Below are 19514 nucleotides of genomic sequence, written 5' to 3' on the forward strand. Positions count from 1 at the left end.
GCAGGTTGTTGCATTTGACGTAGACGCTCCAGATGATTTCATATTCACCGGTGAACGGTTCTTCACTTGGCGGGAGCCCCGGCGGCAAAAGCTGGGGCAGGCTTAGCCATAGACTACTCCGCCGCTTCGGCCGTTTCTGTTTGTGCCGGAAGTCCCAGCCACTCCCTACAATCGGCGCGTGCGCGCGAGGTGATGGCGTGGCGCTTGGCGACGGTCTTGTCCTTGCCGCGCATGCGCTTGCCCTCGGTCTTCGGCGCTTCCACAGGCGGGAACAGGCCGAAATTGACATTCATCGGCTGGAAGGAGCGCTTTCCCGGCTCGTCATCCGAAACGATGTGGCCGCCTGTGATGTGGTTGAGCAGCGCGCCGAAGGCCGTGGTCAGCGGCGGCAGCGACGGCGCATGGCCGAGCCTTTCCGCGGCGGCGAAACGGCCGGCGAGCAGGCCGATCGCGGCACTCTCGACATAGCCCTCGCAGCCGGTGATCTGGCCGGCAAAACGCAGGCCGGGGCGCGACTTCAGCTGCAGCGAAGCGTCGAGCAAGGTCGGCGAGTTGATGTAGGTGTTGCGGTGCAGGCCGCCGAGGCGGGCGAAATCGGCGTTTTCGAGACCTGGTATGGTGCGGAACACGCGCACCTGCTCGGCGTGCTTCAGCTTGGTCTGGAAGCCGACCATGTTATAGAGCGTGCCCAGCGCATTGTCCTGCCGCAGCTGGACGACGGCATAGGCCTTCACCGTCGGATTGTGTGCATTGGTCAGCCCCATCGGCTTCATCGGGCCGTAACGGAGCGTCTCGACGCCGCGTTCGGCCATGATCTCAATCGGCAGGCAGCCGTCGAAATAGGGCGTGCCTTCCCATTGCTTGAATTCGGTTTTCTGGCCGTCGACCAGCGCCTGAACGAAGGCAAGGTACTGGTCCTTGTCCATCGGGCAGTTGATGTAGTCCTTACCGGTGCCGCCGGGCCCGACCTTGTCGTAGCGCGACTGGAACCAGCAAATGTCCATGTCGATCGTGTCGAAGTGGACGATCGGCGCGATGGCGTCGAAGAAGGCTAGCGCATCGGCGCCGGTCGCTTCCGCGATCGACTGGGCAAGTGAGGGCGCGGTCAATGGACCCGTGGCGATGATCGCCTGGTCCCAATCCGCCGGCGGCAGGCCCGGCACTTCCTCGCGCTGGATTGATATCAGCGGGTGCGCTTCAAGCCTTTTCGTCACCGCGTCGGCAAATCCGTCGCGGTCGACGGCGAGCGCGCCGCCAGCAGGCACCTGGTTGGCGTCGCCGGCGCTCATGATCAGCGAGCCGGCCAGCCGCATTTCGGCATGCAACAGGCCGACGGCATTGTTGTCGGCGTCGTCGGAGCGGAAGGAGTTCGAACAGACCAGCTCGGCCAGGCTGTCGGTCTTGTGCGCATCGGTGCCGCGAACGGGCCGCATTTCATGCAGGATGACGGGCACGCCGGCCTCGGCTGCCTGCCATGCGGCTTCGGAACCGGCGAGGCCGCCGCCGATGATGTGGATTGGGTTTTTGCTCATGAACGCCGGAATAATCGCTTGGTGCGGCGATTGCAATTGCCGTGCGCGGTGCGGAGCAAACAGCTGCTGATCGGAGCGCCCCTGAAAACAACAACACCCGCCGGGGGAGGAGGTCCGGCGGGTGTCGTTTTTGGGGTCGACCCTCGGGAGGAGGTGAAGGCCGACCATATTCGTCATCGCCGGGGAGGAGGTCGGCTTTGACGAAAACTCTTTCGCTAATTTTGAAAGGGGCGAAACCCTTCTGGGGCCGGGAAACAGCGCCCGCCGCGGGAGGAGGTGCGGCGGGCGCCGTTTTGGTGGCCAACCTTCGGGAGGAGGTGAAGGTCGGACCTATTCGTCATTGCCGGGGAGGAGGTCGGCTTTGACGAAATCTCTTTCGCTAATTTTGAAAGGGGCGAAACCCTTCTGGGCAAATTTGATTTGCCCGGGGAAACAGCGCCCGCCGCGGGAGGAGGTGCGGCGGGCGCCGTTTTTGTGGTCAACCCTTGGGAGGAGGTAAGGGGTGACCGTATTCGTCAAGGTCGGGGAGGAGGTCGACCCTGCCGAAATTCTGTCTAGATCGCCTGGCGGGCGATGATCTTGATTTCGTCGCGGACGATACCGAGATCATGCAGCTGGCGGTTGGAAAGGCGACCCAGCTCGGTAACCGTCTCGCGATAAACGCGCCAGTTACGATAGTTGCGGATCAGGTTCATTGTCGTTCTCTTTTTCAAAACTGGTTCGGACCATTCGCGGTCCGAAGAATTAGACCGCCTTGCGAGCGACGTAAGGAATGTCGCTGCGGCTGATGCCGAGGTCGGTCAGTTCACGGTTGCTCAGGCGGCTCAGCTCGGACACGGTGTCCCTGTAGCGGCGCCAGTTGCGGTAGTTGCGGATCAGGTTCATGGTAGTTCTCGTTTCGTCTTTCTTGCGGATCATTCCGTTTGTGTACGAACTATAAATAGGCGGACCCTTATCGATTTAAAAGCGCTATGGCTGCATGGCAGCAATGCAAATTGTGCAATGCAGCATTAACGGGCGTTCACGGACCTGACACAAAGAAACCCGAATCGGAAAATGCCGCCGCGTCAACGATTTGACCGGATCGGCTGAAAAAAGACCAAACGTGGGGGAGACACAGCATGGCGGGGTATTCGTCGCGAGTCAGGGCGGATATCGCGCGTTGGCTGCAGGCCGGGCTGATTGACGCCGCCACAGCCGATTCGCTTTCGCGCAATGTCGAGGCCAACGCGCGCGAGTCGCTCAGCTTCGGCTCTATCCTGGCAATGATGGCCGCTTTGCTTTTCGGCGCCGCCATCCTGATTTTCGTCGCCGCCAACTGGGACGCCATCCCGCGGCTGGCACGCGTGGTGGCACTGTTTGCCGTCATCCTCGGCGGCTATGTCGGCGGCGCGGTGCTGAAGACCCGCGACCATGCGGCGCTCGGCGAAGCGCTGTGGATCGTGGCGGCCGCGGCTTTCGGCGGCTCGATCGCGCTGATCGGCCAGATGTATCATCTCTCGGGCGACGAGGCGTCTGCTCTGGTCACCTGGGGCGCCGGCACGGCGCTGGCGGCGGTTGCGCTGCGTTCGAATCCGCTGACGGTCGCTTCGGTCGGCATCGCCGATGCCTGGCTGTTCCTCAAAGGCTTCGACTACTACAGCCGCAGCGAATTTCCGCATGCCTTCGTGATCATGGCGATCGTACTGTTTGCCGTCTCGTTCTGGACCCGCAGCCAGGCGGCGCGCCACCTGATCATCCTGTCGGTTCTGTTTTATCTTGTGCTGCTCGTCACCAACCACGACACGCTGCAGGTGGCTATCCCGCTGGTCGTCGTCTCGGCGCTGCTGTTCGCGGCCTCGGTCTTCGCGCCGGATCCGGTCGACCGGGTCGTGCAGCTCGGCGGCCGCTTGCCCTTGCACGCACTGCTCGGCTTCCTCACCGGCCTGGCGATGATCCAGTTCGAACTCGCCGACGAGAGCACCTACAACAGCGGTTTTGCCCTCGCTTCGGTGATCGCGCTGGGCGGCATCGTCGGGGCAATCGTGCTGGCGGGACGGGAGAGCCGTGGGCTGCGCTGGTTTGCCTATCTTGGCTTCGCCTTCGAACTCGCCATCATCTATGTGGTGACCTTGCAATCGATGCTCGATACAGCCGGCTTCTTCCTGGCCGCCGCAGTGCTGCTCGGCATCCTTGCGATCGTCATCATCCGCGTGGAAAAGCGTATGAAAGGTCCAGATGCCAAAGGAGCCACGGCATGATCACCGGGAAAAGGCTTGTCATCTCGGCACTGCTGCTGGCGCTCGTCCAGATCGGCTTCCTGAGCTGGATCATCGCCGGCCGCGCGGCGATCCTGCGCAACGGCAAAGAGGTGCTTCTGAAGATCGAGCCCGTCGATCCGCGCGACCTCCTGCGCGGCGATTATATTATCCTGGGCTACGATATTTCGCGCATACCGGTGAAAATGATCGCCAACATTCCGCCCGACAAGTTTTCCAGCGACGACACCTCGATTGTCGTGCGCCTGAAGAAGGGCTCCGACGGCTATTGGCAGCCGACGACAGCCTGGTTCGGCAAGGCGCCGAAGCCGGCCGCTGCGGACGAGGCCGATATTTTAGGCCACATCGCCGAGGGCTGGGATCTTCGCGGCGAAGGGATGACCATCGCGCCGGACTATGGCATCGAACGCTTCTATCTGCCGGAAGGCGAGGGGATGGCGATCCAGAACGACATGCGGGTGCGGCCATTCGGCATCCGTCTTGCGCTCGCCGGCGACGGCACCGCGCAGATCAAGGCGCTGGTGGACGGCGACAAGACGCTGTTCGAGGAACCACTCTACTAAGTCCCTTATTTGCAGTGGTGTGAAACATGCCAGTTAGCCTGTCGACGCGTGAGGACATCAACCTCGACACTGTTTTCCGCGTCGCCTGGAAGAAGGACACGGTGGACATCGACGAGAAGGCCTTGCAGCGCATCGCCGAATGCCGCGCCTCGTTTCTCAGGCTGATTGAATCCGATCCGCCACCGGTCATCTATGGCGTCACCACCGCCATGGGAGAGCTGGCGAGCCGCAAGCTCGAACTCGACGAGCGGGATCGCCATGCGCGCATCAAGGCGTTTGCCGCCGCCACCTCGTTCGGCGATCCCTTGCCGGATCGCGTGGTCAGGGCGATCGTGCTTGCCCGCCTGACGAACTTCATCGAGGGCAACGCCGCCACCTCGCCACGCATCGCGCTTGCCGTGGCCGCAATGCTCAATGGTGGGCCGATGCCAACAGTGCCGGCCTCGGGCCAGGGCGGCGCCGGCGAAATCCTGGCGCTCTATCCGCTGTTTGCCGAGCTTTCGACGCGCTTCGATCTCGAGGTCAAGGAACGCGGCTCGCTGATCAACGGCTCGCCCTGCGCTGCAGCCCTCGTAGCGGACGCGGCGCTCGCGGCGCGCCGCCGGATCCGCATGGCGCAAAAAGTGTTCGCGCTGTCGATCGAGGCGTTTCGCGCCCCGCTCGAACACTATGACGCCGCCCTCGATACGCTCTGGGGTGATGAGCATGAGGCCGCGGCCCTGCAGGGTTTGCGGGAATTTCTGGTTGGCGCCGGCGATGGGCGACGCAATTATCAGGCGCCGGTCAGCTACCGCATCGTGCCGCGCGTCCTCGGCCAGGCGCATCGTGCGCTGTCGTCGGCCGAGCGGGCAGCCAATGTGTCGCTGGCCTCTATATCGGACAATCCGGTCTATATCCCGCCCGAAGATGCACATCCGCTCGGCCGCTGCATCTCGACCGGCGGCTATCACAACGCCATGGCGACGCCGGCGCTGGATGATCTGGCGGCGATATGGGCCGACATCTGCCTGCTTTGTGATCGCCACGCCTCCAAGCTGCTCAACGGCAAGGTGTCGCTGCTGCCCGATCTTCTGATGACCGGACGACACTCGGCCGACAGCGATGGCCACGGCAATGTCGGCTACGTGCCGATGGCGATCACCGGCTATCTCGAGCAGGCCAAGCTGGCGGCGCAACGTACCTTCATTCCGGGCACGGAATCGGCCGGTGCGGGGCAGGACGACGTCGCCACGACGGCATTCTTCGCATGGACCAAGGAAGCGACCGCCGGCCGCTGCGTCGATGCCGCCATGGCGATGCTGGCGATGATCGCCTCGCAGGCGCTGCACGTCACCGAACGGACGCCGCCGCCGGCACTGCGCTCCTTCGTCGATCAAATCAGAGCTATCGTGCCGCCTGTCGGTGCCGATCGTGTGCTGGGGCCTGAGCTTGCCAGGCTGGCGGAATGGTTCACACAGAAAGTGTTCGAGGCGTAGAGATGCCAACAAGCCCTGGCTGGTGAAATTGGTGCGCCTGAACGGATGAAATTCGAACCGGTCCTCCTTGGCCAAGGCTTCGGAGGACGCTCCTTTGTCTAAGCGGTGTCGCGCCTTCAGGCGACCCGCTTCAGGTCTTTGTCTTTGTGCATGTCGCTCTCCCAAAACCGAGGTCACTTTGGGCGACATGCACTAACGAGCTTCAGGTGGCCCGCCACCCCAAGCTCGAAGAGCGAAGGCTGGTGCGGACGACGGGAATCGAACCCGTACGATCAGAGATCGAGGGATTTTAAGTCCCTTGCGTCTACCAATTCCGCCACGTCCGCAGGCCAGCCCTTTTCAGACGCCTGACACAGGCCGTCAAGTCGTGTTGTTGAGCGTTCGCCGAACGTGCAAACAGACGGGGCGGCTTGATGATACTGGCGCGATCACGGAATTATCGGCGCGGCGGGTAGTGGTAGGATGCCTGTGTGGTGGATTTGATCTGCCAAGGCCGGCGCCTCTCAGGCCCAACCCATTCCCCCCGCCCACTGGGAGCGTCGGCCACCCTTCCATGAAAGAGCCCTTTGAGTGGTTGCCTGGTCCGGCAGCGTCGCGATTGTGGCCCTGCTCAGAACTTGTAGCTCAAATTGATGCCTACCGTGTTGAGCTTCACGTTCTGATCGCGATCGTTGAAGGGTTCCGCCACGTCGTAGTGCTCGGAGCCGAAATCATAGTAGCGATACTGTGCGCCGACGACGAACTTGTCGGTCAACGCGTAGTCGACGCCGGCACCCACGGTCCAGCCGACATTCGTGCGCGTGCTGGCGAACGCCGGACCCGCGACTTGCGATGTTTCGATGCCGGCAAAGGCGACGCCGCCAATGCCGTAGACCAGCAGGCGATCCATGGCGTAGCCGGCCTTGGCGTTGACCGACCCGAACCACTTGATGTCGGTGCCGAATGTGCTTCCCAGCGCCGATACCGTCGTGCCGCCGACCGAGGAATAGTTGAGGTCCGCCTCGGCGCCGAGCACCGCCTGGTTGAACTGCCACAGGCCTGCGACATGGCCGCCGACAAAACCGCCGTCAATGTCGGGCGCGATGGAAAACGGCGCGCCTTCTGTCACCGATATATCGGATTGGCCCCAGCCATAGCCGGCCTGCAGACCAGCGTAGTAGCCCGTCCAGTCGAAGCCGGGCGCGGTCATAGGCACGTCGACCGCTGGGTCGGCTGCAAAAGCCGGCACGGCCAGAACGGCAAGAAAACCGGCACTTGCGACTATCAGTCGACGCATCGAACTCCCCAAATGACGATTCAGAAAGGTCCTCGCCAGAAGGATAACCGCATTCGCCGCAATCGCAATCCCCCTGTCGCCGCACAGAATCCTCTATTTGGCGTCGATGAAGTCCAGCACAGCCTGGCTATATTCATCCGGCGCTTGCAGCATGGCGAAATGACTGGCGTTGGGCAGGATAATCAGCTTCGCGCCCGGGATGACGGAGGCGATATATTCGGTGTGTTCGCGCTTGATCGCTTCGTCATGGTCGCCGGCAACGATCGCCGTCGGCGTGGTTATCTCAGCGAGCTGCTCCTTGGTCCACGCCGGCTCGGTCTCCCACATATGGCTCATCTGCGCCACGAAGGCGTCATACTGGTCCGGTGTTTTCGACATCTTCTTGTATTCGCGGCCGGAGCGGTCGATGTAGGCGGCAAAGGTCTTGTTGGTCATCACGCCCGGATCGACGCCGTCGGTGGTTACGTTGGCGGCTTGCGCAAAGAGCCTTGTCAGCCGCTCCGGATGATGCAGTGCGATGTCGATACCGATAATTCCGCCATCGCTCCAGCCGACGAGCGCGGTCTTGTCGATCTTCAGGTGATCGAGCAGCGCCAGATAGTCCGACGCCATCAAGTCATAGCCATAGGGCTGCTCGGTGCGGGTGGAGCGGCCGTGACCACGGCTGTCGGCGACTATCACCTTGTGCGTCTTGGAAAACGTGGCCACCTGGCTGGCCCAGATGTCGGCGTGGCCGAGGCCACCATGGATGAGCAGCACGGGGTCACCCGCTCCGAAAACGGCGTAGTACATCTGGATGCCGTTCACCGGCGCATATCCGCTCTGATCGGGTTTGGGCATGGCTGCAGGCTCCGGCAAGGTCTGCCAACGTTCCTCGGCGGCGGCAAAAGCGCTCGAGGCGGCGAACAAGATGACGATGGCGAACGCTTTCCAAAAACGGGTCATGTTTTTTCCCTCATATGGTTCGGACCGCGGTCAGCATCGCCTTCCAGCCGGATTAGTCAACAAGCCCGGCCTGCGCGGCGTGTCGGACCGACGGCTCTGGCGGCGCCCGCCGACATTTGCGAGACTGGCCGTAACCGAGGAATCGCCAATGACGAAAGCAACGCCCACAAAACCCAGACCGTGGACCGAGATGGCGACACATCTGGTCGATGTCGCCATGGGGCGGAAGCCCGCTGACCTGGTCGTGCGCAACGGCCGCTGGGTGAACGTCCATTCGGGCGAGATCATCGCCGGCACCGACATCGCCATTGCCGGCGGGCGCTTCGCTTATTGCGGGCCCAATGCCAGCCATGCCATCGGGCAGGGCACCACGGTGGTCGACGCCGGCGGGCGCTATCTGGTGCCCGGTCTCTGCGACGCGCACATGCATGTCGAAAGCGGCATGGTGACGGTGACCGAGTTCTGCCGTGCCGTCATTCCGCACGGCACCACCTCGATGTTCATCGACCCGCACGAGATCGCCAATGTTCTGGGTCTGCCCGGCGTGCGGCTGATGCATGACGAAGCGGTCGCCATGCCCATCAACGTGCATGTGCAGATGCCGTCCTGCGTGCCTTCGGCGCCGGGGCTGGAACATGCCGGCGCCGAGCTGACGGTCGCCGATGTCGAGGAGGCGATGACCTGGGAAAACATTATCGGCCTGGGCGAAGTGATGAATTTTCCCGGTGTCGCCGCCAATGATCCTGTCATGTCGGGCGAGATCGCGGCGACGGTTCATGCAGGCAAGACGGTCGGCGGCCACTATGCCTCGCGCGATCTCGGCCTGCCGTTCCATGGCTATGCCGCCGGCGGCCCCGAGGACGACCATGAGGGCACACGCGCCGAGGACGCCATTGCCCGGGTGCGCCAAGGCATGAAGGCGATGCTGCGGCTGGGCTCGGCCTGGTACGACGTCGCCTCGCAGATCAAGGCGGTGACGGAGAGCGGCATCGACCCGCGCAACTTCATCCTGTGCACCGACGACAGCCATTCCGGCACGCTGGTCCAGGAAGGCCATATGGACCGCGTGGTGCGCCACGCCATCCAACAGGGGTTGAAGCCGGTGACGGCGATTCAGATGGCGACGCTCAACACCGCCCAGCATTTCAAACTGGAGCGCGAGATCGGCTCGATCGCGCCGGGCCGGCTGGCCGACCTGCTGATCGTATCGGATCTCGCCGCAATGACCATCGACGAGGTCTATGCACGCGGCGTCAGGCTGGCCAAGGGCGGCAAGCTCGAAATCGATATTCCGGCCTATGATTACCCGAAGACGGCGAAGAACACCGTCAAGCTCGGCAAGAAGCTGAAGGGCGGCGACTTCGATATCGTTGCTCCCAAAGGCGCCAACGAGGTGCGGGTGCGTGTTATCGGCGTCATCGAGAACCAGGCGCCGACGCGCGCGCTGGAGGCCGATCTGGCGGTCGAGGACGGGCTGGTCGCCATGGACCGCCGCAACGACATCTGCCAGATCGCGCTGGTCGAGCGCCACCGGGGCACGGGCGGCGTCACCAACGCCTTCGTTTCCGGCTTCGGCTATATGGGCGACTGCGCCATGGCGTCCAGCGTCGCGCATGACGCCCATCACATCATCTGCGTCGGCACCAACAAGCAGGACATGGCGCTGGCGGTAAACCGCCTGGGCGAGGTCGGCGGCGGCGTCGCGCTGTTCTCCAAGGGCAAGGAATTGGCGCTGGTCGAAATGCCGATCGCCGGCCTGATGTCGGACGAGCGGGCCGAGATCGTCGCGGCCAAGGCGGAGAAGCTCACCGAGGCGATGCGCAAGATGGGCTGTTCGCTGAACAACGCCTACATGCAGCACTCGCTGCTGGCGCTGGTCGTCATTCCCGAACTCAGGATTTCCGATGTCGGCCTGATCGACGTGACGACATTCCAGAAGGTTGATCTTTTCGTTTGAGATCAGCCGTCTGCGCTCGGCCGGTTCACCCGCCGGTGGCGATGGTCAGCACCTTGAACGGCGTGGTGATGACGATCTCGGCGACCGAGCCGACGGCCTTTCCGAGGCCCTGGCCGAGATTGTTGAGCTGAGTCGGGACGGGCTCGTCCGAGGCAAGGCCGGCAGGCGCCCGCAGCCGGTCGCCCAGCAGTTGCACCAGCATCGGGTTGTCGGCGAATTTGGCGTGGTTGAGGCGGTCACCGCCCTTGGCCTGGGAAAGGTCGACCACCGACACGCCATAGCTGGCGAGGTCGGCCGCATCGCCGTAATCCCCGACGCGCGGCTTATCGCCCGAGATCAGGGAGGAAAGCTTGAGAGCCCGGTCATCCGCCGAGAGCAGGATGGCGAATGGCTTGTCGGGTTTGCCGTAACGGATCATCTGTTTCTTGAACACGTCGACATCGATGTCGGGCGAGGCCAGGATGACGTAGCCGAGTTTGTCGTCGAGATCGCGATCGCCGGTGATGGCAAGCTGGCGCAGCGCCTCCATGGTCACCCAGGTCCCCATCGAATGGGCGATGATGTCGATGCTCTTGACCTTGGTCTTGGCCAGCATCCTGAGCGTCGCCTCGAGGTCGTCGCGCGCTGCGTTGGCGCTTTCCTTGTCGTAGATGTAACCCGTGGTCTTGCCGCTCGAAGCCCACGAGAACAGCACCGGCGTGCCGGGATATTTCGTGTCGTGGGCGATCTGCGTCAGCCGGTAGATGCCGTCGTCGAAACCGTTGTTGAAGCCGTGCACGAAAACCAGCGCACGGTCGCCGCGCATGGAAATGTCGGCGCCGACCGCCTTGGCGAATTGCGGCGCGCCTTCATAGAAGGTGACGTCCTTGGCGGTGAAATCCTTGGCCGGATTGCTGTTCGCGGATCCCTTGGCCCGCTCGATGGCGCCGACCTGATGGTTTTTCGGGACGGTGACGTCGACACGGGCAAAGCTGGTGGTCAGCGAGCGATCGCCGTCGAACACCTGTCGCGGGTCTTTTGTTGCCCTCTGGCGTGTCGTGGCGACGAAGATCTCATGCGTGGCCGCGATGTCGGAAGCGGGCACCGTGACCGTCGTCCTGTTGAGCAGGTCGTGCGTTTTCCCGCCGGCGCAGCCGGTGACAGCGAGCGTCAATGCAACGACGAGATAACTCTTCGAACGCATGGTCATACGCCGGCTCCCGCAAAGGGGGACGTCAAACGCATGACGTCGCTGGCTATTCCGATAAGGCCGGAGACCGGCGCGGTCCAGTTCAAAGTGAATCGATACATCCGCAGTGGTGAACAGGCACGGCGAAAACCGCGGGACCGCATCTATTGTCCAAGCAGGCCGATACGATCGGTCACGTCACGGTCGCTGGCAAAGCCGTCATCCTCGCGTAGCCGCTGTCCGATCATCTTCACCAGCGTCGGATTGTCGGCGAACTTCGTATGGTTGAAGCTGTCCGATCCCTTGACCTTGGACAGGTCGACGACCGTCACGCCATAGGAGGCAAGATCGGCGGCATCCTTGTAGTCGCCGACGCGCGGCCGTGAACCGGCGATCAGGCCGGAGAGCCGCAGCGCGCGGTCGTCGTCCGACAACAGCAGGATGAATGGCTTGTCGGGCTTGCCATAGCGCCGCATCTGGCTCTTGAACACGTCGACATCGATGTCGGGCGAGGCCAGCACCACGTCGCCGAGCTTGCCGCCGAGGTCGCGGTCGCCGGTGATGGCCATCTGGCGCAGCGTTTCCATGGTGACCCAGGTTCCGAGCGAATGCGCGACGATGTCGATGCGCCGCGCGCCGGACTGCTCCAGCATCCTGAGCGTCACCTCCAACTGGTCGCGGGCAGCGCTGGCGCTTTCCTTGTCATAGACGTAGTCGGTGGTCCTGGCGCCCGATGCCCAGGAAAACAGCACTGGTGTGCCGGGATAGCCGGAATCATGGACGATCTGGGTCAGGCGATAGACGGCGGCATCGAAGCCGGTGTTGTAGCCATGCACGAAGACCATGACGCGGCCGCCACGCGCCGCGATGTCGGCGTTGAGCGCGCTGGAGAATTTCGGCTGCGTGTCGTAGCCGACGACCTCGGAAGCCATGAAATATTTGGCCGGGTCGTCCGACTTGCCGCGCGAGCGGCGCTCGATCTGGCCGGTCTTGTGAAGCCCCGGAACGGTGACGTTGACGCGGGCATAGTTCAGCGTCGCCGAGCGTTCGCCGTCGAAAACCTTGTTGGGATCGTCGGATTTCTTGCGCGTCGTGGCGATGAAGATCGAGTGGTTGCCGGCAATCTCCGTCACCGGCGCGGACACCATGGCGCTGCCCAGCAATTCCTGTGTTTGCTGGCCGGCGCAGCCGGCGACGAACAAGGCCAGGACAACGGTAAAAATCTTCTTCAAAGGCACGCCTGAATTTCCAACTCCGGCCGAAAGGCCTGTCTATCCTCACGATACCTCCCGGACAGGCAGAGTGCGGCAGAACTAAGTCATGTCCAGTCGAAATGTGATCGGCGCCCCGCTGCGGGCATCGCAGTGTTGCGCGAAAGCCAAAATGGCGGAAAACGCCTGCGTGATCCGCGCAATAAGCGCCGTCGCCGCCGGCCTTCCAATTCCCGCAGAGATAGCGATTTCAAGCCGCCCGGTGCGAGGGGGCATTAGAATGCACCCGCAAGTAGCTGAAAGTATTCCGCAAAATTTCCGCCCGGAAGGACGCACATGATGGACGATGGCGCCGCGTAGCCGGATATGCAATACGCGGGCTCGCGCCGCACCTTGTCCGGGCGCTCAACAACCGACGTGCGCGACCCGATCAATGATAGAGGTCCGCGGACAGCGTGCAACGCAAGGCGGCTTTCCCAAGGGTGGTTTCCGATGAACAGTTTCTCTTCCCGTGTTGCTGCCGCTGCCGCCGCGATCCGCCAGATCTTCCCTGAAACGCCGCTGCAGGAAAACGATTATCTGTCGAAAAAGACCGGTGCGCGGGTGCTGTTGAAGCGCGAGGATCTGTCGCCGGTCCGCTCCTACAAGATCCGCGGCGCCTTCAATTTCTTCCGCAAGACACTGGCGGCCGGCAACGAGGCTGAACTGTTCGTCTGCGCGTCGGCCGGCAACCACGCGCAGGGTTTTGCTTTCGTCTGCCGCCATTTCGGCAGGCGAGGCGTTGTGTTCATGCCGGTGACGACGCCGCAGCAGAAGATCGACAAGACCAGGCTGTTCGGCGGCGATTTCATCGAGATCAGACTGGTCGGCGATTTCTTCGACGACTGCTATCGCGCTGCCTTGGAATTCACCGGCAGTTCCGGCGCCCATATGGTGCCACCCTTCGATCACAAGGACATCATCGAGGGCCAGGCAACCGTCGCCTACGAGATCGCAGACCAGATGCCGGGCGCCCGCATGCCCGATATCGTCATGCTGCCGGTCGGCGGTGGCGGACTTGCCGCGGGCGTCACCCATTATTTCGCCGATCAGGGCAGGCAAGCACGGTTCGTCTTCTGCGAACCGGCCGGCGCGCCGAGCCTGCGCGAGAGCCTCGCGGCGGGAAAACGGCTCAAACTCGCCAAGGTCGACAATTTCGTCGATGGCGCCGCGGTGGCCGAGATCGGCCGCGAGCCGTTGCGTCATCTCAAGGATTTTCCAGCTGACACGGTGCGACTGATCCCGGAAAACCGGCTCTGCGCCACCATGATCGAGATGCTCAATGTCGAAGGCGTCGTGCTGGAGCCGGCCGGCGCGCTGGCGATCGATGCGCTCAAGGATTTCTCCAAGAAGGAGATCAGGGGCAAGACCATCGTCGCCGTGGTTTCGGGCGGCAATTTCGATTTCGAGCGGCTGCCGGACGTCAAGGAACGGGCGCTGCGCTTCGAGGGCCTGAAGAAATACTTCATCATCCGTTTTCCGCAACGGCCCGGCGCGCTGCGCGACTTCCTCGAACTGCTCGGGCCCGACGACGACATCGCCCGTTTCGAATATCTGAAGAAATCGGCGCGCAATTTCGGTTCGGTGCTGATCGGCATCGAAACCAGGGACCGCCGCAATTTCGATCTGCTCAAGGCGAAGTTCGAGGCCGAGGGCGTCCAGTATCAGGACATCACCGACAACGAGACACTGGCCGGGTTCATCATATGAGCGATCGGAGATCAAATGATTGAGCCGGGAAAAATCTTCGTCGCGCTGTTTTCCGGCATCAATGTCGGCGGCAATCGCATCGTCAAGATGGCGGAGCTGCGGTCGTTCTTCGAGGGGCTCGGCTTCTCCGATGTCGCCACCTATGTGCAGAGCGGCAATGCCGTGTTCCGGGCGAAAGAGGGCGAAGCGGTCACGTTGACGAAACAGATCGAAGCAGCCTTCGAGAAGAAATGGGGTTTTTATTCGCGCATCATGGTGCGTGATCTCTCGTGGTTCGAGCGGCTGGTGAGCGAAAATCCCTATCCGGAAATTGCCGCGGACCACACGAAGCTGCACGCCTATGTGCTGGAGCGCGAGCCGACAGCGGACGAGGTGGCGCGGCTGACCGAAAAGTGTACCGGCCCCGAACGCTTCGAGATCAAGGGCGATGTGCTCTACCTCAGCGCACCGGACGGGCTGGGCAAATCGGTGTTTGCCGGGCTGATCCCGCGCACGCTGAAAGTGCCGGGAACCGCGCGCAATTGGCGCTCCGTGCAGGCGTTGCTGGAGATGGCCGCACACGCCGGTGAGAAGTAGGTCACTGCCTAGGCGGAGGTGGGTTTCCAGTCGAAGGTCAGCTCTTCGCGGAAAGCAAAGCGCTTGATGTGATCGGCGACAACGCTTTCCAGGCGCTCGATCGATCCTGCTTCGTCAGTCGACACCGTGATATGAAGCGTTGCCGCATCGGCATCCATGACGGTACGGCCCATTGAGAGATCGATGATGCCGTGGGTGAGATCGAACTCGACCGGGAATTTGTGCGCCCAGTGCTTGCACAGCTGCTGCAGGTAGCGGCTGGCATGTTCGGTGGCGACGTCGGCATGGCTGGTCGGCATGAATTCTCCTGGGCAAGCGCCTGTTGCGTGGCCGGGGCACCGGCCCAAGCCTGGCGCCTCAGCCAGAGAGATAGGCGCCGTCCCTGAAAAACCAAACAGTACCGGGCCGTCAGACTGCCATTGTCCGCTCAAGACAGCGTGATCGGCTACCAGATTCCGGTGTTCGCCATCGAAGCCCATGGTTCGGCCTTGGCCTTAGCCGGGCCTTTCTGCAGAAGCTCGATCGAAATGCCGTCCGGCGATCTGACGAAGGCCATGTTGCCGTCGCGCGGCGGCCGGTTGATGATGACGCCATTGTCCATCAGGTGCTGGCAGGTGGCGTAGATGTCGTCGACCTCATAGGCGAGGTGACCGAAATTGCGCCCGCCCTTGTAGTCTTCCGGGTCCCAATTGTAGGTCAGTTCGACCAGCGGCGCCTTGTCGGCGATGGCGCTTTGTTCGTCTTCGGAGGCCGCGAGGAAGATCAGCGTGAAGCGGCCTTGCTCGTTTTCGTAGCGGCGCACTTCCTTGAGGCCGAGCTTGTTGCAGTAGAAGTCGAGCGAGGCATCGACGTCGGTGACGCGGATCATGGTGTGCAGATAGCGCATGTGATTTCCTTGATAAATTGCGTTGCGGCGCAACATAGGGTCGGCCCTGTCAAAGGGCAATCGTGCGGCGGTGCGCAATGCCGGCAAAGAACAAATCCGGTATTGCCCAAATGAACCGTGAAAAAAGGCACGGCAGGTCTTGCACAGACCGGAAGCCGCAGTGTTAATCTGTTGGCAAGAATCAGTTGCGGTGTTCTTGAAAAGAGGGGGCATTCTTATGGGGGAAAAGGCCTCTTTCATGGGGCGGGACGGACCCCTTGGCGACGCCCCGCAGCGTGACGAAGGCGGCGACGCCGCCGACCTGCGAGAAATTGCCGGCGCCATCAAGTGGTTCGATGTGGCCAAGGGCTATGGTTTCATCCTCCCGGATGACGGCATTTCGGGCGACATCCTCCTCCATGTGACATGTCTTCGAAAGGACGGCTTTCAGACGGCCCTGGAGGGCGCGCGCGTGGTCTGCCTCGTCAAACATGGCGACCGCGGATTGCAGGCCTTCCGGGTGCTCTCCATGGACGTCACCACCGCGGTCCACCCGGCCGAGATGCAGGAGCAGCGCACCCATGTCGCGGTGACGCCGGAGAGCGGTCTCGAACGCGCCTTGGTGAAATGGTTCAACCGCACCAAGGGGTTTGGTTTTCTCACCCGCGGCGAGGGCACCGAGGACATCTTCGTCCATATGGAAACCTTGCGCCGTTACGGTATCACCGAGCTTCGGCCCGGACAGGTCGTGCTGGTTCGTTTCGGGCGCGGCGACAAAGGCCTTATGGCCGCCGAAATTCACCCCGATATGGGGACCTTGCCGGTGTCGCACTAGGGCGTTTCCGGCCGAGGATTTCGAATGGCTTACAGGAACTGGCTGACCGCGGGCGCGATGTGCGCGATTGCCTTCATCGCCGCCGCCGGTGGTTACTTCTATTCCGAAAAGCCGACCTCGGCGGACAGCCGGGCGATGATCCTTCCGGCCGATCCGGCGCCACTGGTCGTGGTGACGAAAGGCGGTGATCGCTCTTTTTCCATCGAAGTCGCCGACACCGCCGCGGAGCGCGAGGCCGGCTTGATGTACCGCCAGGACATGGCGGACAACCACGGCATGCTGTTCGTCTTCGAGGTCCAGCAGCAGGTCGGCTTCTGGATGCACAACACGCCAATGCCGCTTGATCTGATTTTCGTCGGCCAGGATGGCAAGATCCGGGCGGTCAAGCACGGCGAGCCGCAATCGGACGCCGTCATTTCGCCCGGCGTACCGGTGCGCTTCGTGCTCGAGCTCAAGGCCGGCACTGCCGCCAGAAACGGCATCGAGTATGGCGACCTTTTGCGCCACCCGGCCGTGGGCACGGTATCCGGCCCCGGCATGCCACCAGCCGACAATGGCGATGCGCCGAATGGCGGTGGCGGTTGAGCACGCAGGCGGGATCGCAGATGCAGTTTTTCACCCATGACGGCTTCGAGCTTGCCTTCCTCGACCGCCAGCCGGCATCAGGCGAGGGCGATCCGGTGCTGATGATCCATGGCTTCGCCTCGAGCCATTATGTCAACTGGGTATCGCCCGGCTGGTTCAAGACGCTGAACGATGCCGGTTACCGCGCCATCGCCTTCGACAATCGCGGCCACGGCGCGTCGTCCAAGAGCTATGACGAAGCCGACTATACGCCGGTCAAGATGGCCTCCGATGCCGCTGCCTTGCTCGGCCATCTCGGCATCGGGCGCGCTCATGTCATGGGTTATTCGATGGGCGCCCGCATCGCGGCGTTCATGGCGCTGTCCGATCCGGACAAGGTGGCGACGCTGGTCTTCGGCGGTCTCGGCATCGGCATGGTCGACGGTGTCGGCGATTGGGATCCGATCGCCGCCGCCCTGCTTGCCGATGATCCGGCCGCCACCAGCCATCCGCGCGGCCGGTCGTTTCGCGCCTTCGCCGACCAGACCCGCAGCGATCGCCGTGCCTTGGCCGCTTGCATCGCCAAATCGCGCGAATTGCTGAGCGAGCAGGATATCGCGCGCATCGCCCAGCCGACGCTTGTCGCCGTCGGAACCACCGACGACATTGGCGGCTCGCCCGACGAGCTTGCAGCGTTGATGCCGAACGCCAGCGCCTTTCACATCGAGGGCCGGGATCATATGCTGGCCGTCGGGGACAAGACCTTCAAGCAGCGCGTGCTGGAGTTCTATGCCGAGAATCCGCTCTGAGCGGACGGCGAGGGACGCGGGACGTGACTGCCCTCAGCCTGTGGTGAGAGCCGCCAGCGACCGCGCCATGTTTTCCCGGGCCTGCCGTTCAAAGCGTTGCCGGAATTCCTCGGTGTGGAAAATGTGTGGGCGGGCGAGGAAATTCTTCAGCACCGCACTGCGTCCGGCTCGCCACATCGGCTCCTCCACCCAGTGATACTCGCGCCGCACGGCGCGCTCATAGGCGTCGAAGGCGTCCGGCGCGGCTCCCAGGATCGACAGGTCCATATCCAGAAACAGACTTGCGTCCCGTATGGCCGCCGCGTCGTCGAACGGCGGCACCTGATGCGTGGCGGTGGCGACGATCATTGCCGAGATGCGGTCGAGACGTGAAGAATCCGCGCGGCCCGCCAGCTCTTTCTCGGCAAGGGCCGCACTTTGCGCCTCATTGTCCTTGGCCTTGCTGTCGTAGATGGCATCGTGGAACCAGATCGCCGCTTCGATCGCCTCGGGGTCGCCGAGCAACCTTCGATAGTCGCCAGCGAGCGCCAGCATTGCTTCGATATGGGAAAGGTTGTGATAGTGGCGGCCTGGCGCCCGATAGAGAGCCGAAAGCTCGCTTTTCAGCGCGTCGTCGATCAAGGGTTCGTTTTCCATGGCTGCTTGAATTCCCGCGAACCAAATCCATTTGACAAAGCACTAAGGAAAATTGAGTTCAATCGTGCTATGATCTGGCTTATATGTGCGGCCAGGCAACAGGCAAGCACTACAGGCAAGCCAGGCAGGACGCAGGACCAGACGGCGATGAACAGCATCAGCATTTCCCGACACAGCGCATTGAAGCCGGTCGATCCGATCTGGCGTTCGATCCGCGACGAGGCCATGGAGGCTGTCAACCGCGACCCGCTGCTCGCTGCATTCCTCTATTCGACCATCCTCAACCAGGACAGCCTGGAGGAGGCGGTCATTCATCGGCTGGCCGAGCGGCTGGCGCACCAGGACATCGGCTCCGATCTCATCCGCCAGACCTTCAAGTCCATGCTGGCCGACGACAAGGAGTGGCCGACGACGGTGCGTGTCGACATCCAGGCCTATTACGATCGCGATCCGGCTTGCGACCGCTTCATCATGCCTGTGCTCTATTTCAAGGGTTTCCACGCCATCCAGACCCACCGGCTGGCGCATTGGCTGTGGAACCAGGGACGCAAGGATTTCGCGCTCTATCTGCAGAGCCGCTCGTCCTCGGTCTTCCAGACCGACATCAACCCCGCCGCCCGCATCGGCAAGGGCATCTTCATCGACCACGCCACCGGCCTGGTGGTCGGTGAGACCGCGGTCATCGAGGACGACGTGTCGATCCTGCATGGCGTGACATTGGGCGGTACCGGCAAGGCCGGCGGCGACCGTCACCCCAAGATCCGCTATGGCGTGCTGATCGGCGCCGGCGCCAAGATCCTCGGTAACATCGAAATCGGCCATTGCTCGAAGATCGCGGCAGGCTCGGTGGTGCTGTCGCCGGTGCCGCACAACAAGACGGTTGCCGGCGTGCCGGCCCGCGTCGTCGGCGAGACCGGCTGCGATCAGCCGTCGCGCCAGATGGACCAGCTTCTGCCGTCGCAGACGATGGATCAGGTCGTCAGCTTCGACATCTGATTTTCACAGGGCCCACCGTCTGCTGCGGGATTCCGGCCGCGGGCATGAGCGGGTGGTTGTCTCGCCTTATCAGGCCGCTTGCCTTTACATCGCCATTGT

General features: G+C 62.7%; 20 protein-coding genes and 1 tRNA gene. 10 read left to right on the forward strand and 11 right to left on the reverse strand.

The genetic code is table 11. From position 1 onward, the window contains the following. Window positions 1-113: 113 nt before the first annotated feature. From trmFO to NKI66_RS08050, 3 genes are all read right to left on the reverse strand, one after another. Window positions 114-1532: a methylenetetrahydrofolate--tRNA-(uracil(54)-C(5))-methyltransferase (FADH(2)-oxidizing) TrmFO gene (trmFO, locus tag NKI66_RS08040; RefSeq protein ID WP_023812173.1), complete on the reverse strand. Its 1419-nt coding sequence runs from the start codon at window positions 1530-1532 to the stop codon at window positions 114-116. 554 nt (window positions 1533-2086) lie between these two features. Further along, entirely contained in the window at window positions 2087-2227 is a 141-nt protein-coding gene (locus tag NKI66_RS08045) for a DUF1127 domain-containing protein (RefSeq protein ID WP_013531314.1), read from the reverse strand. Between the two features lie 49 nt (window positions 2228-2276). After that, window positions 2277-2417: a DUF1127 domain-containing protein gene (locus tag NKI66_RS08050; protein WP_013531315.1), complete on the reverse strand. Its 141-nt coding sequence runs from the start codon at window positions 2415-2417 to the stop codon at window positions 2277-2279. Between the two features lie 236 nt (window positions 2418-2653). Between NKI66_RS08050 and NKI66_RS08055 the strand changes: the two genes are divergently transcribed. From NKI66_RS08055 to NKI66_RS08065, 3 genes are read left to right on the forward strand one after another with little or no spacing between them, the layout of a single operon-like run. Beyond that, entirely contained in the window at window positions 2654-3772 is a 1119-nt protein-coding gene (locus tag NKI66_RS08055; protein ID WP_023812171.1) for a DUF2157 domain-containing protein, read from the forward strand. After that, complete coding sequence (locus NKI66_RS08060) at window positions 3769-4353, forward strand: GDYXXLXY domain-containing protein (protein ID WP_352439912.1); 585 nt, start codon at window positions 3769-3771, stop codon at window positions 4351-4353. The genes NKI66_RS08055 and NKI66_RS08060 overlap by 4 nt, the downstream gene beginning before the upstream one ends. Window positions 4354-4379: 26 nt before the next feature. Then, window positions 4380-5828 (forward strand): aromatic amino acid lyase, encoded by a 1449-nt coding sequence (locus NKI66_RS08065; protein WP_023812169.1) that lies wholly within the window; start codon window positions 4380-4382, stop codon window positions 5826-5828. Window positions 5829-6068: 240 nt separating this feature from the next. Here NKI66_RS08065 and NKI66_RS08070 read toward each other — a convergent pair. The 3 genes from NKI66_RS08070 to NKI66_RS08080 all read right to left on the reverse strand — a co-directional run bounded on the left by NKI66_RS08070 (window position 6069) and on the right by NKI66_RS08080 (window position 8049). After that, window positions 6069-6154, reverse strand: a tRNA-Leu gene (locus NKI66_RS08070). 284 nt (window positions 6155-6438) lie between these two features. Beyond that, window positions 6439-7104 carry an outer membrane protein gene (locus NKI66_RS08075; protein ID WP_023812168.1) on the reverse strand — a complete coding sequence of 222 codons (666 nt, stop codon included), beginning with the start codon at window positions 7102-7104 and terminating at the stop codon, window positions 6439-6441. 93 nt (window positions 7105-7197) lie between these two features. Beyond that, window positions 7198-8049 (reverse strand): alpha/beta fold hydrolase, encoded by an 852-nt coding sequence (locus NKI66_RS08080; protein WP_023812167.1) that lies wholly within the window; start codon window positions 8047-8049, stop codon window positions 7198-7200. A 148-nt stretch (window positions 8050-8197) separates the two neighbouring features. Between NKI66_RS08080 and ade the strand changes: the two genes are divergently transcribed. Next, complete coding sequence (gene ade, locus NKI66_RS08085) at window positions 8198-10006, forward strand: adenine deaminase (RefSeq protein WP_023812166.1); 1809 nt, start codon at window positions 8198-8200, stop codon at window positions 10004-10006. A gap of 25 nt (window positions 10007-10031) precedes the next feature. Here the strand turns inward: ade and NKI66_RS08090 are convergent, their stop codons facing one another. Both NKI66_RS08090 and NKI66_RS08095 read right to left on the reverse strand, forming a co-directional pair. Continuing rightward, window positions 10032-11195, reverse strand: a complete 1164-nt coding sequence (locus NKI66_RS08090; RefSeq protein WP_023812165.1) for an alpha/beta hydrolase — start codon at window positions 11193-11195, stop codon at window positions 10032-10034. 143 nt (window positions 11196-11338) lie between these two features. Further along, window positions 11339-12412, reverse strand: a complete 1074-nt coding sequence (locus NKI66_RS08095) for an alpha/beta hydrolase (protein WP_023812164.1) — start codon at window positions 12410-12412, stop codon at window positions 11339-11341. 465 nt (window positions 12413-12877) lie between these two features. On the opposite strand from NKI66_RS08095, the gene ilvA reads away from it, so the two are divergent. Together ilvA and NKI66_RS08105 are read left to right on the forward strand one after the other, a co-directional pair. Beyond that, on the forward strand, window positions 12878-14134 hold the full coding sequence (ilvA, locus tag NKI66_RS08100) for a threonine ammonia-lyase IlvA (RefSeq protein WP_023812162.1): 1257 nt from the start codon (window positions 12878-12880) through the stop codon (window positions 14132-14134). A gap of 15 nt (window positions 14135-14149) precedes the next feature. Next, complete coding sequence (locus NKI66_RS08105) at window positions 14150-14710, forward strand: DUF1697 domain-containing protein (RefSeq protein ID WP_023812161.1); 561 nt, start codon at window positions 14150-14152, stop codon at window positions 14708-14710. An 8-nt stretch (window positions 14711-14718) separates the two neighbouring features. On the opposite strand, the gene NKI66_RS08110 is transcribed toward NKI66_RS08105, so the two are convergent. Next, complete coding sequence (locus NKI66_RS08110; RefSeq protein WP_023812160.1) at window positions 14719-15009, reverse strand: DUF2218 domain-containing protein; 291 nt, start codon at window positions 15007-15009, stop codon at window positions 14719-14721. Window positions 15010-15155: 146 nt separating this feature from the next. Beyond that, the gene (gene gloA, locus NKI66_RS08115; RefSeq protein WP_023812159.1) at window positions 15156-15596 is read right to left on the reverse strand and encodes a lactoylglutathione lyase; all 441 of its coding nucleotides are present in this window, start codon (window positions 15594-15596) and stop codon (window positions 15156-15158) included. 238 nt (window positions 15597-15834) lie between these two features. Here gloA and NKI66_RS08120 point away from each other — a divergent pair, with 238 nt between their 5' ends. From NKI66_RS08120 to NKI66_RS08130, 3 genes are read left to right on the forward strand one after another with little or no spacing between them, the layout of a single operon-like run. After that, window positions 15835-16410, forward strand: coding sequence for a cold-shock protein (locus NKI66_RS08120; protein ID WP_348625598.1), 576 nt, complete (start codon window positions 15835-15837; stop codon window positions 16408-16410). 24 nt (window positions 16411-16434) lie between these two features. Then, on the forward strand, window positions 16435-16995 hold the full coding sequence (locus NKI66_RS08125; RefSeq protein WP_027160409.1) for a DUF192 domain-containing protein: 561 nt from the start codon (window positions 16435-16437) through the stop codon (window positions 16993-16995). 20 nt (window positions 16996-17015) lie between these two features. After that, window positions 17016-17783 carry an alpha/beta fold hydrolase gene (locus tag NKI66_RS08130; protein WP_164892932.1) on the forward strand — a complete coding sequence of 256 codons (768 nt, stop codon included), beginning with the start codon at window positions 17016-17018 and terminating at the stop codon, window positions 17781-17783. A 33-nt stretch (window positions 17784-17816) separates the two neighbouring features. Here NKI66_RS08130 and NKI66_RS08135 read toward each other — a convergent pair whose 3' ends face one another. Continuing rightward, the gene (locus NKI66_RS08135; protein WP_128304032.1) at window positions 17817-18419 is read right to left on the reverse strand and encodes an HD domain-containing protein; all 603 of its coding nucleotides are present in this window, start codon (window positions 18417-18419) and stop codon (window positions 17817-17819) included. A gap of 147 nt (window positions 18420-18566) precedes the next feature. Between NKI66_RS08135 and cysE the strand changes: the two genes are divergently transcribed. Next, window positions 18567-19415, forward strand: coding sequence for a serine O-acetyltransferase (gene cysE, locus NKI66_RS08140; protein ID WP_013531333.1), 849 nt, complete (start codon window positions 18567-18569; stop codon window positions 19413-19415). The last annotated feature ends 99 nt before the right edge of the window (window positions 19416-19514 follow it).

It is taken from the genome of Mesorhizobium sp. M0518 (assembly GCF_040321125.1).
Classification (GTDB): Bacteria; Pseudomonadota; Alphaproteobacteria; order Rhizobiales; family Rhizobiaceae; genus Mesorhizobium.

Bases quoted from the DNA above. Each gene is read 5' to 3' on its own strand.
- NKI66_RS08105 (WP_023812161.1), top strand. From the start codon at position 14,150: ATGATTGAGCCGGGAAAAATCTTCGTCGCGCTGTTTTCCGGCATCAAT.
- NKI66_RS08130 (WP_164892932.1), top strand. From the start codon at position 17,016: ATGCAGTTTTTCACCCATGACGGCTTCGAGCTTGCCTTCCTCGACCGC.
- NKI66_RS08050 (WP_013531315.1), bottom strand. From the start codon at position 2,417: ATGAACCTGATCCGCAACTACCGCAACTGGCGCCGCTACAGGGACACC.
- gloA (WP_023812159.1), bottom strand. From the start codon at position 15,596: ATGCGCTATCTGCACACCATGATCCGCGTCACCGACGTCGATGCCTCG.
- NKI66_RS08135 (WP_128304032.1), bottom strand. From the start codon at position 18,419: ATGGAAAACGAACCCTTGATCGACGACGCGCTGAAAAGCGAGCTTTCG.
- NKI66_RS08090 (WP_023812165.1), bottom strand. From the start codon at position 11,195: ATGACCATGCGTTCGAAGAGTTATCTCGTCGTTGCATTGACGCTCGCT.
- ade (WP_023812166.1), top strand. From the start codon at position 8,198: ATGACGAAAGCAACGCCCACAAAACCCAGACCGTGGACCGAGATGGCG.
- NKI66_RS08075 (WP_023812168.1), bottom strand. From the start codon at position 7,104: ATGCGTCGACTGATAGTCGCAAGTGCCGGTTTTCTTGCCGTTCTGGCC.
- NKI66_RS08080 (WP_023812167.1), bottom strand. From the start codon at position 8,049: ATGACCCGTTTTTGGAAAGCGTTCGCCATCGTCATCTTGTTCGCCGCC.
- NKI66_RS08055 (WP_023812171.1), top strand. From the start codon at position 2,654: ATGGCGGGGTATTCGTCGCGAGTCAGGGCGGATATCGCGCGTTGGCTG.
- NKI66_RS08125 (WP_027160409.1), top strand. From the start codon at position 16,435: ATGGCTTACAGGAACTGGCTGACCGCGGGCGCGATGTGCGCGATTGCC.
- trmFO (WP_023812173.1), bottom strand. From the start codon at position 1,532: ATGAGCAAAAACCCAATCCACATCATCGGCGGCGGCCTCGCCGGTTCC.
- NKI66_RS08110 (WP_023812160.1), bottom strand. From the start codon at position 15,009: ATGCCGACCAGCCATGCCGACGTCGCCACCGAACATGCCAGCCGCTAC.
- ilvA (WP_023812162.1), top strand. From the start codon at position 12,878: ATGAACAGTTTCTCTTCCCGTGTTGCTGCCGCTGCCGCCGCGATCCGC.
- NKI66_RS08060 (WP_352439912.1), top strand. From the start codon at position 3,769: ATGATCACCGGGAAAAGGCTTGTCATCTCGGCACTGCTGCTGGCGCTC.
- NKI66_RS08045 (WP_013531314.1), bottom strand. From the start codon at position 2,227: ATGAACCTGATCCGCAACTATCGTAACTGGCGCGTTTATCGCGAGACG.
- NKI66_RS08065 (WP_023812169.1), top strand. From the start codon at position 4,380: ATGCCAGTTAGCCTGTCGACGCGTGAGGACATCAACCTCGACACTGTT.
- cysE (WP_013531333.1), top strand. From the start codon at position 18,567: ATGAACAGCATCAGCATTTCCCGACACAGCGCATTGAAGCCGGTCGAT.
- NKI66_RS08120 (WP_348625598.1), top strand. From the start codon at position 15,835: ATGGGGCGGGACGGACCCCTTGGCGACGCCCCGCAGCGTGACGAAGGC.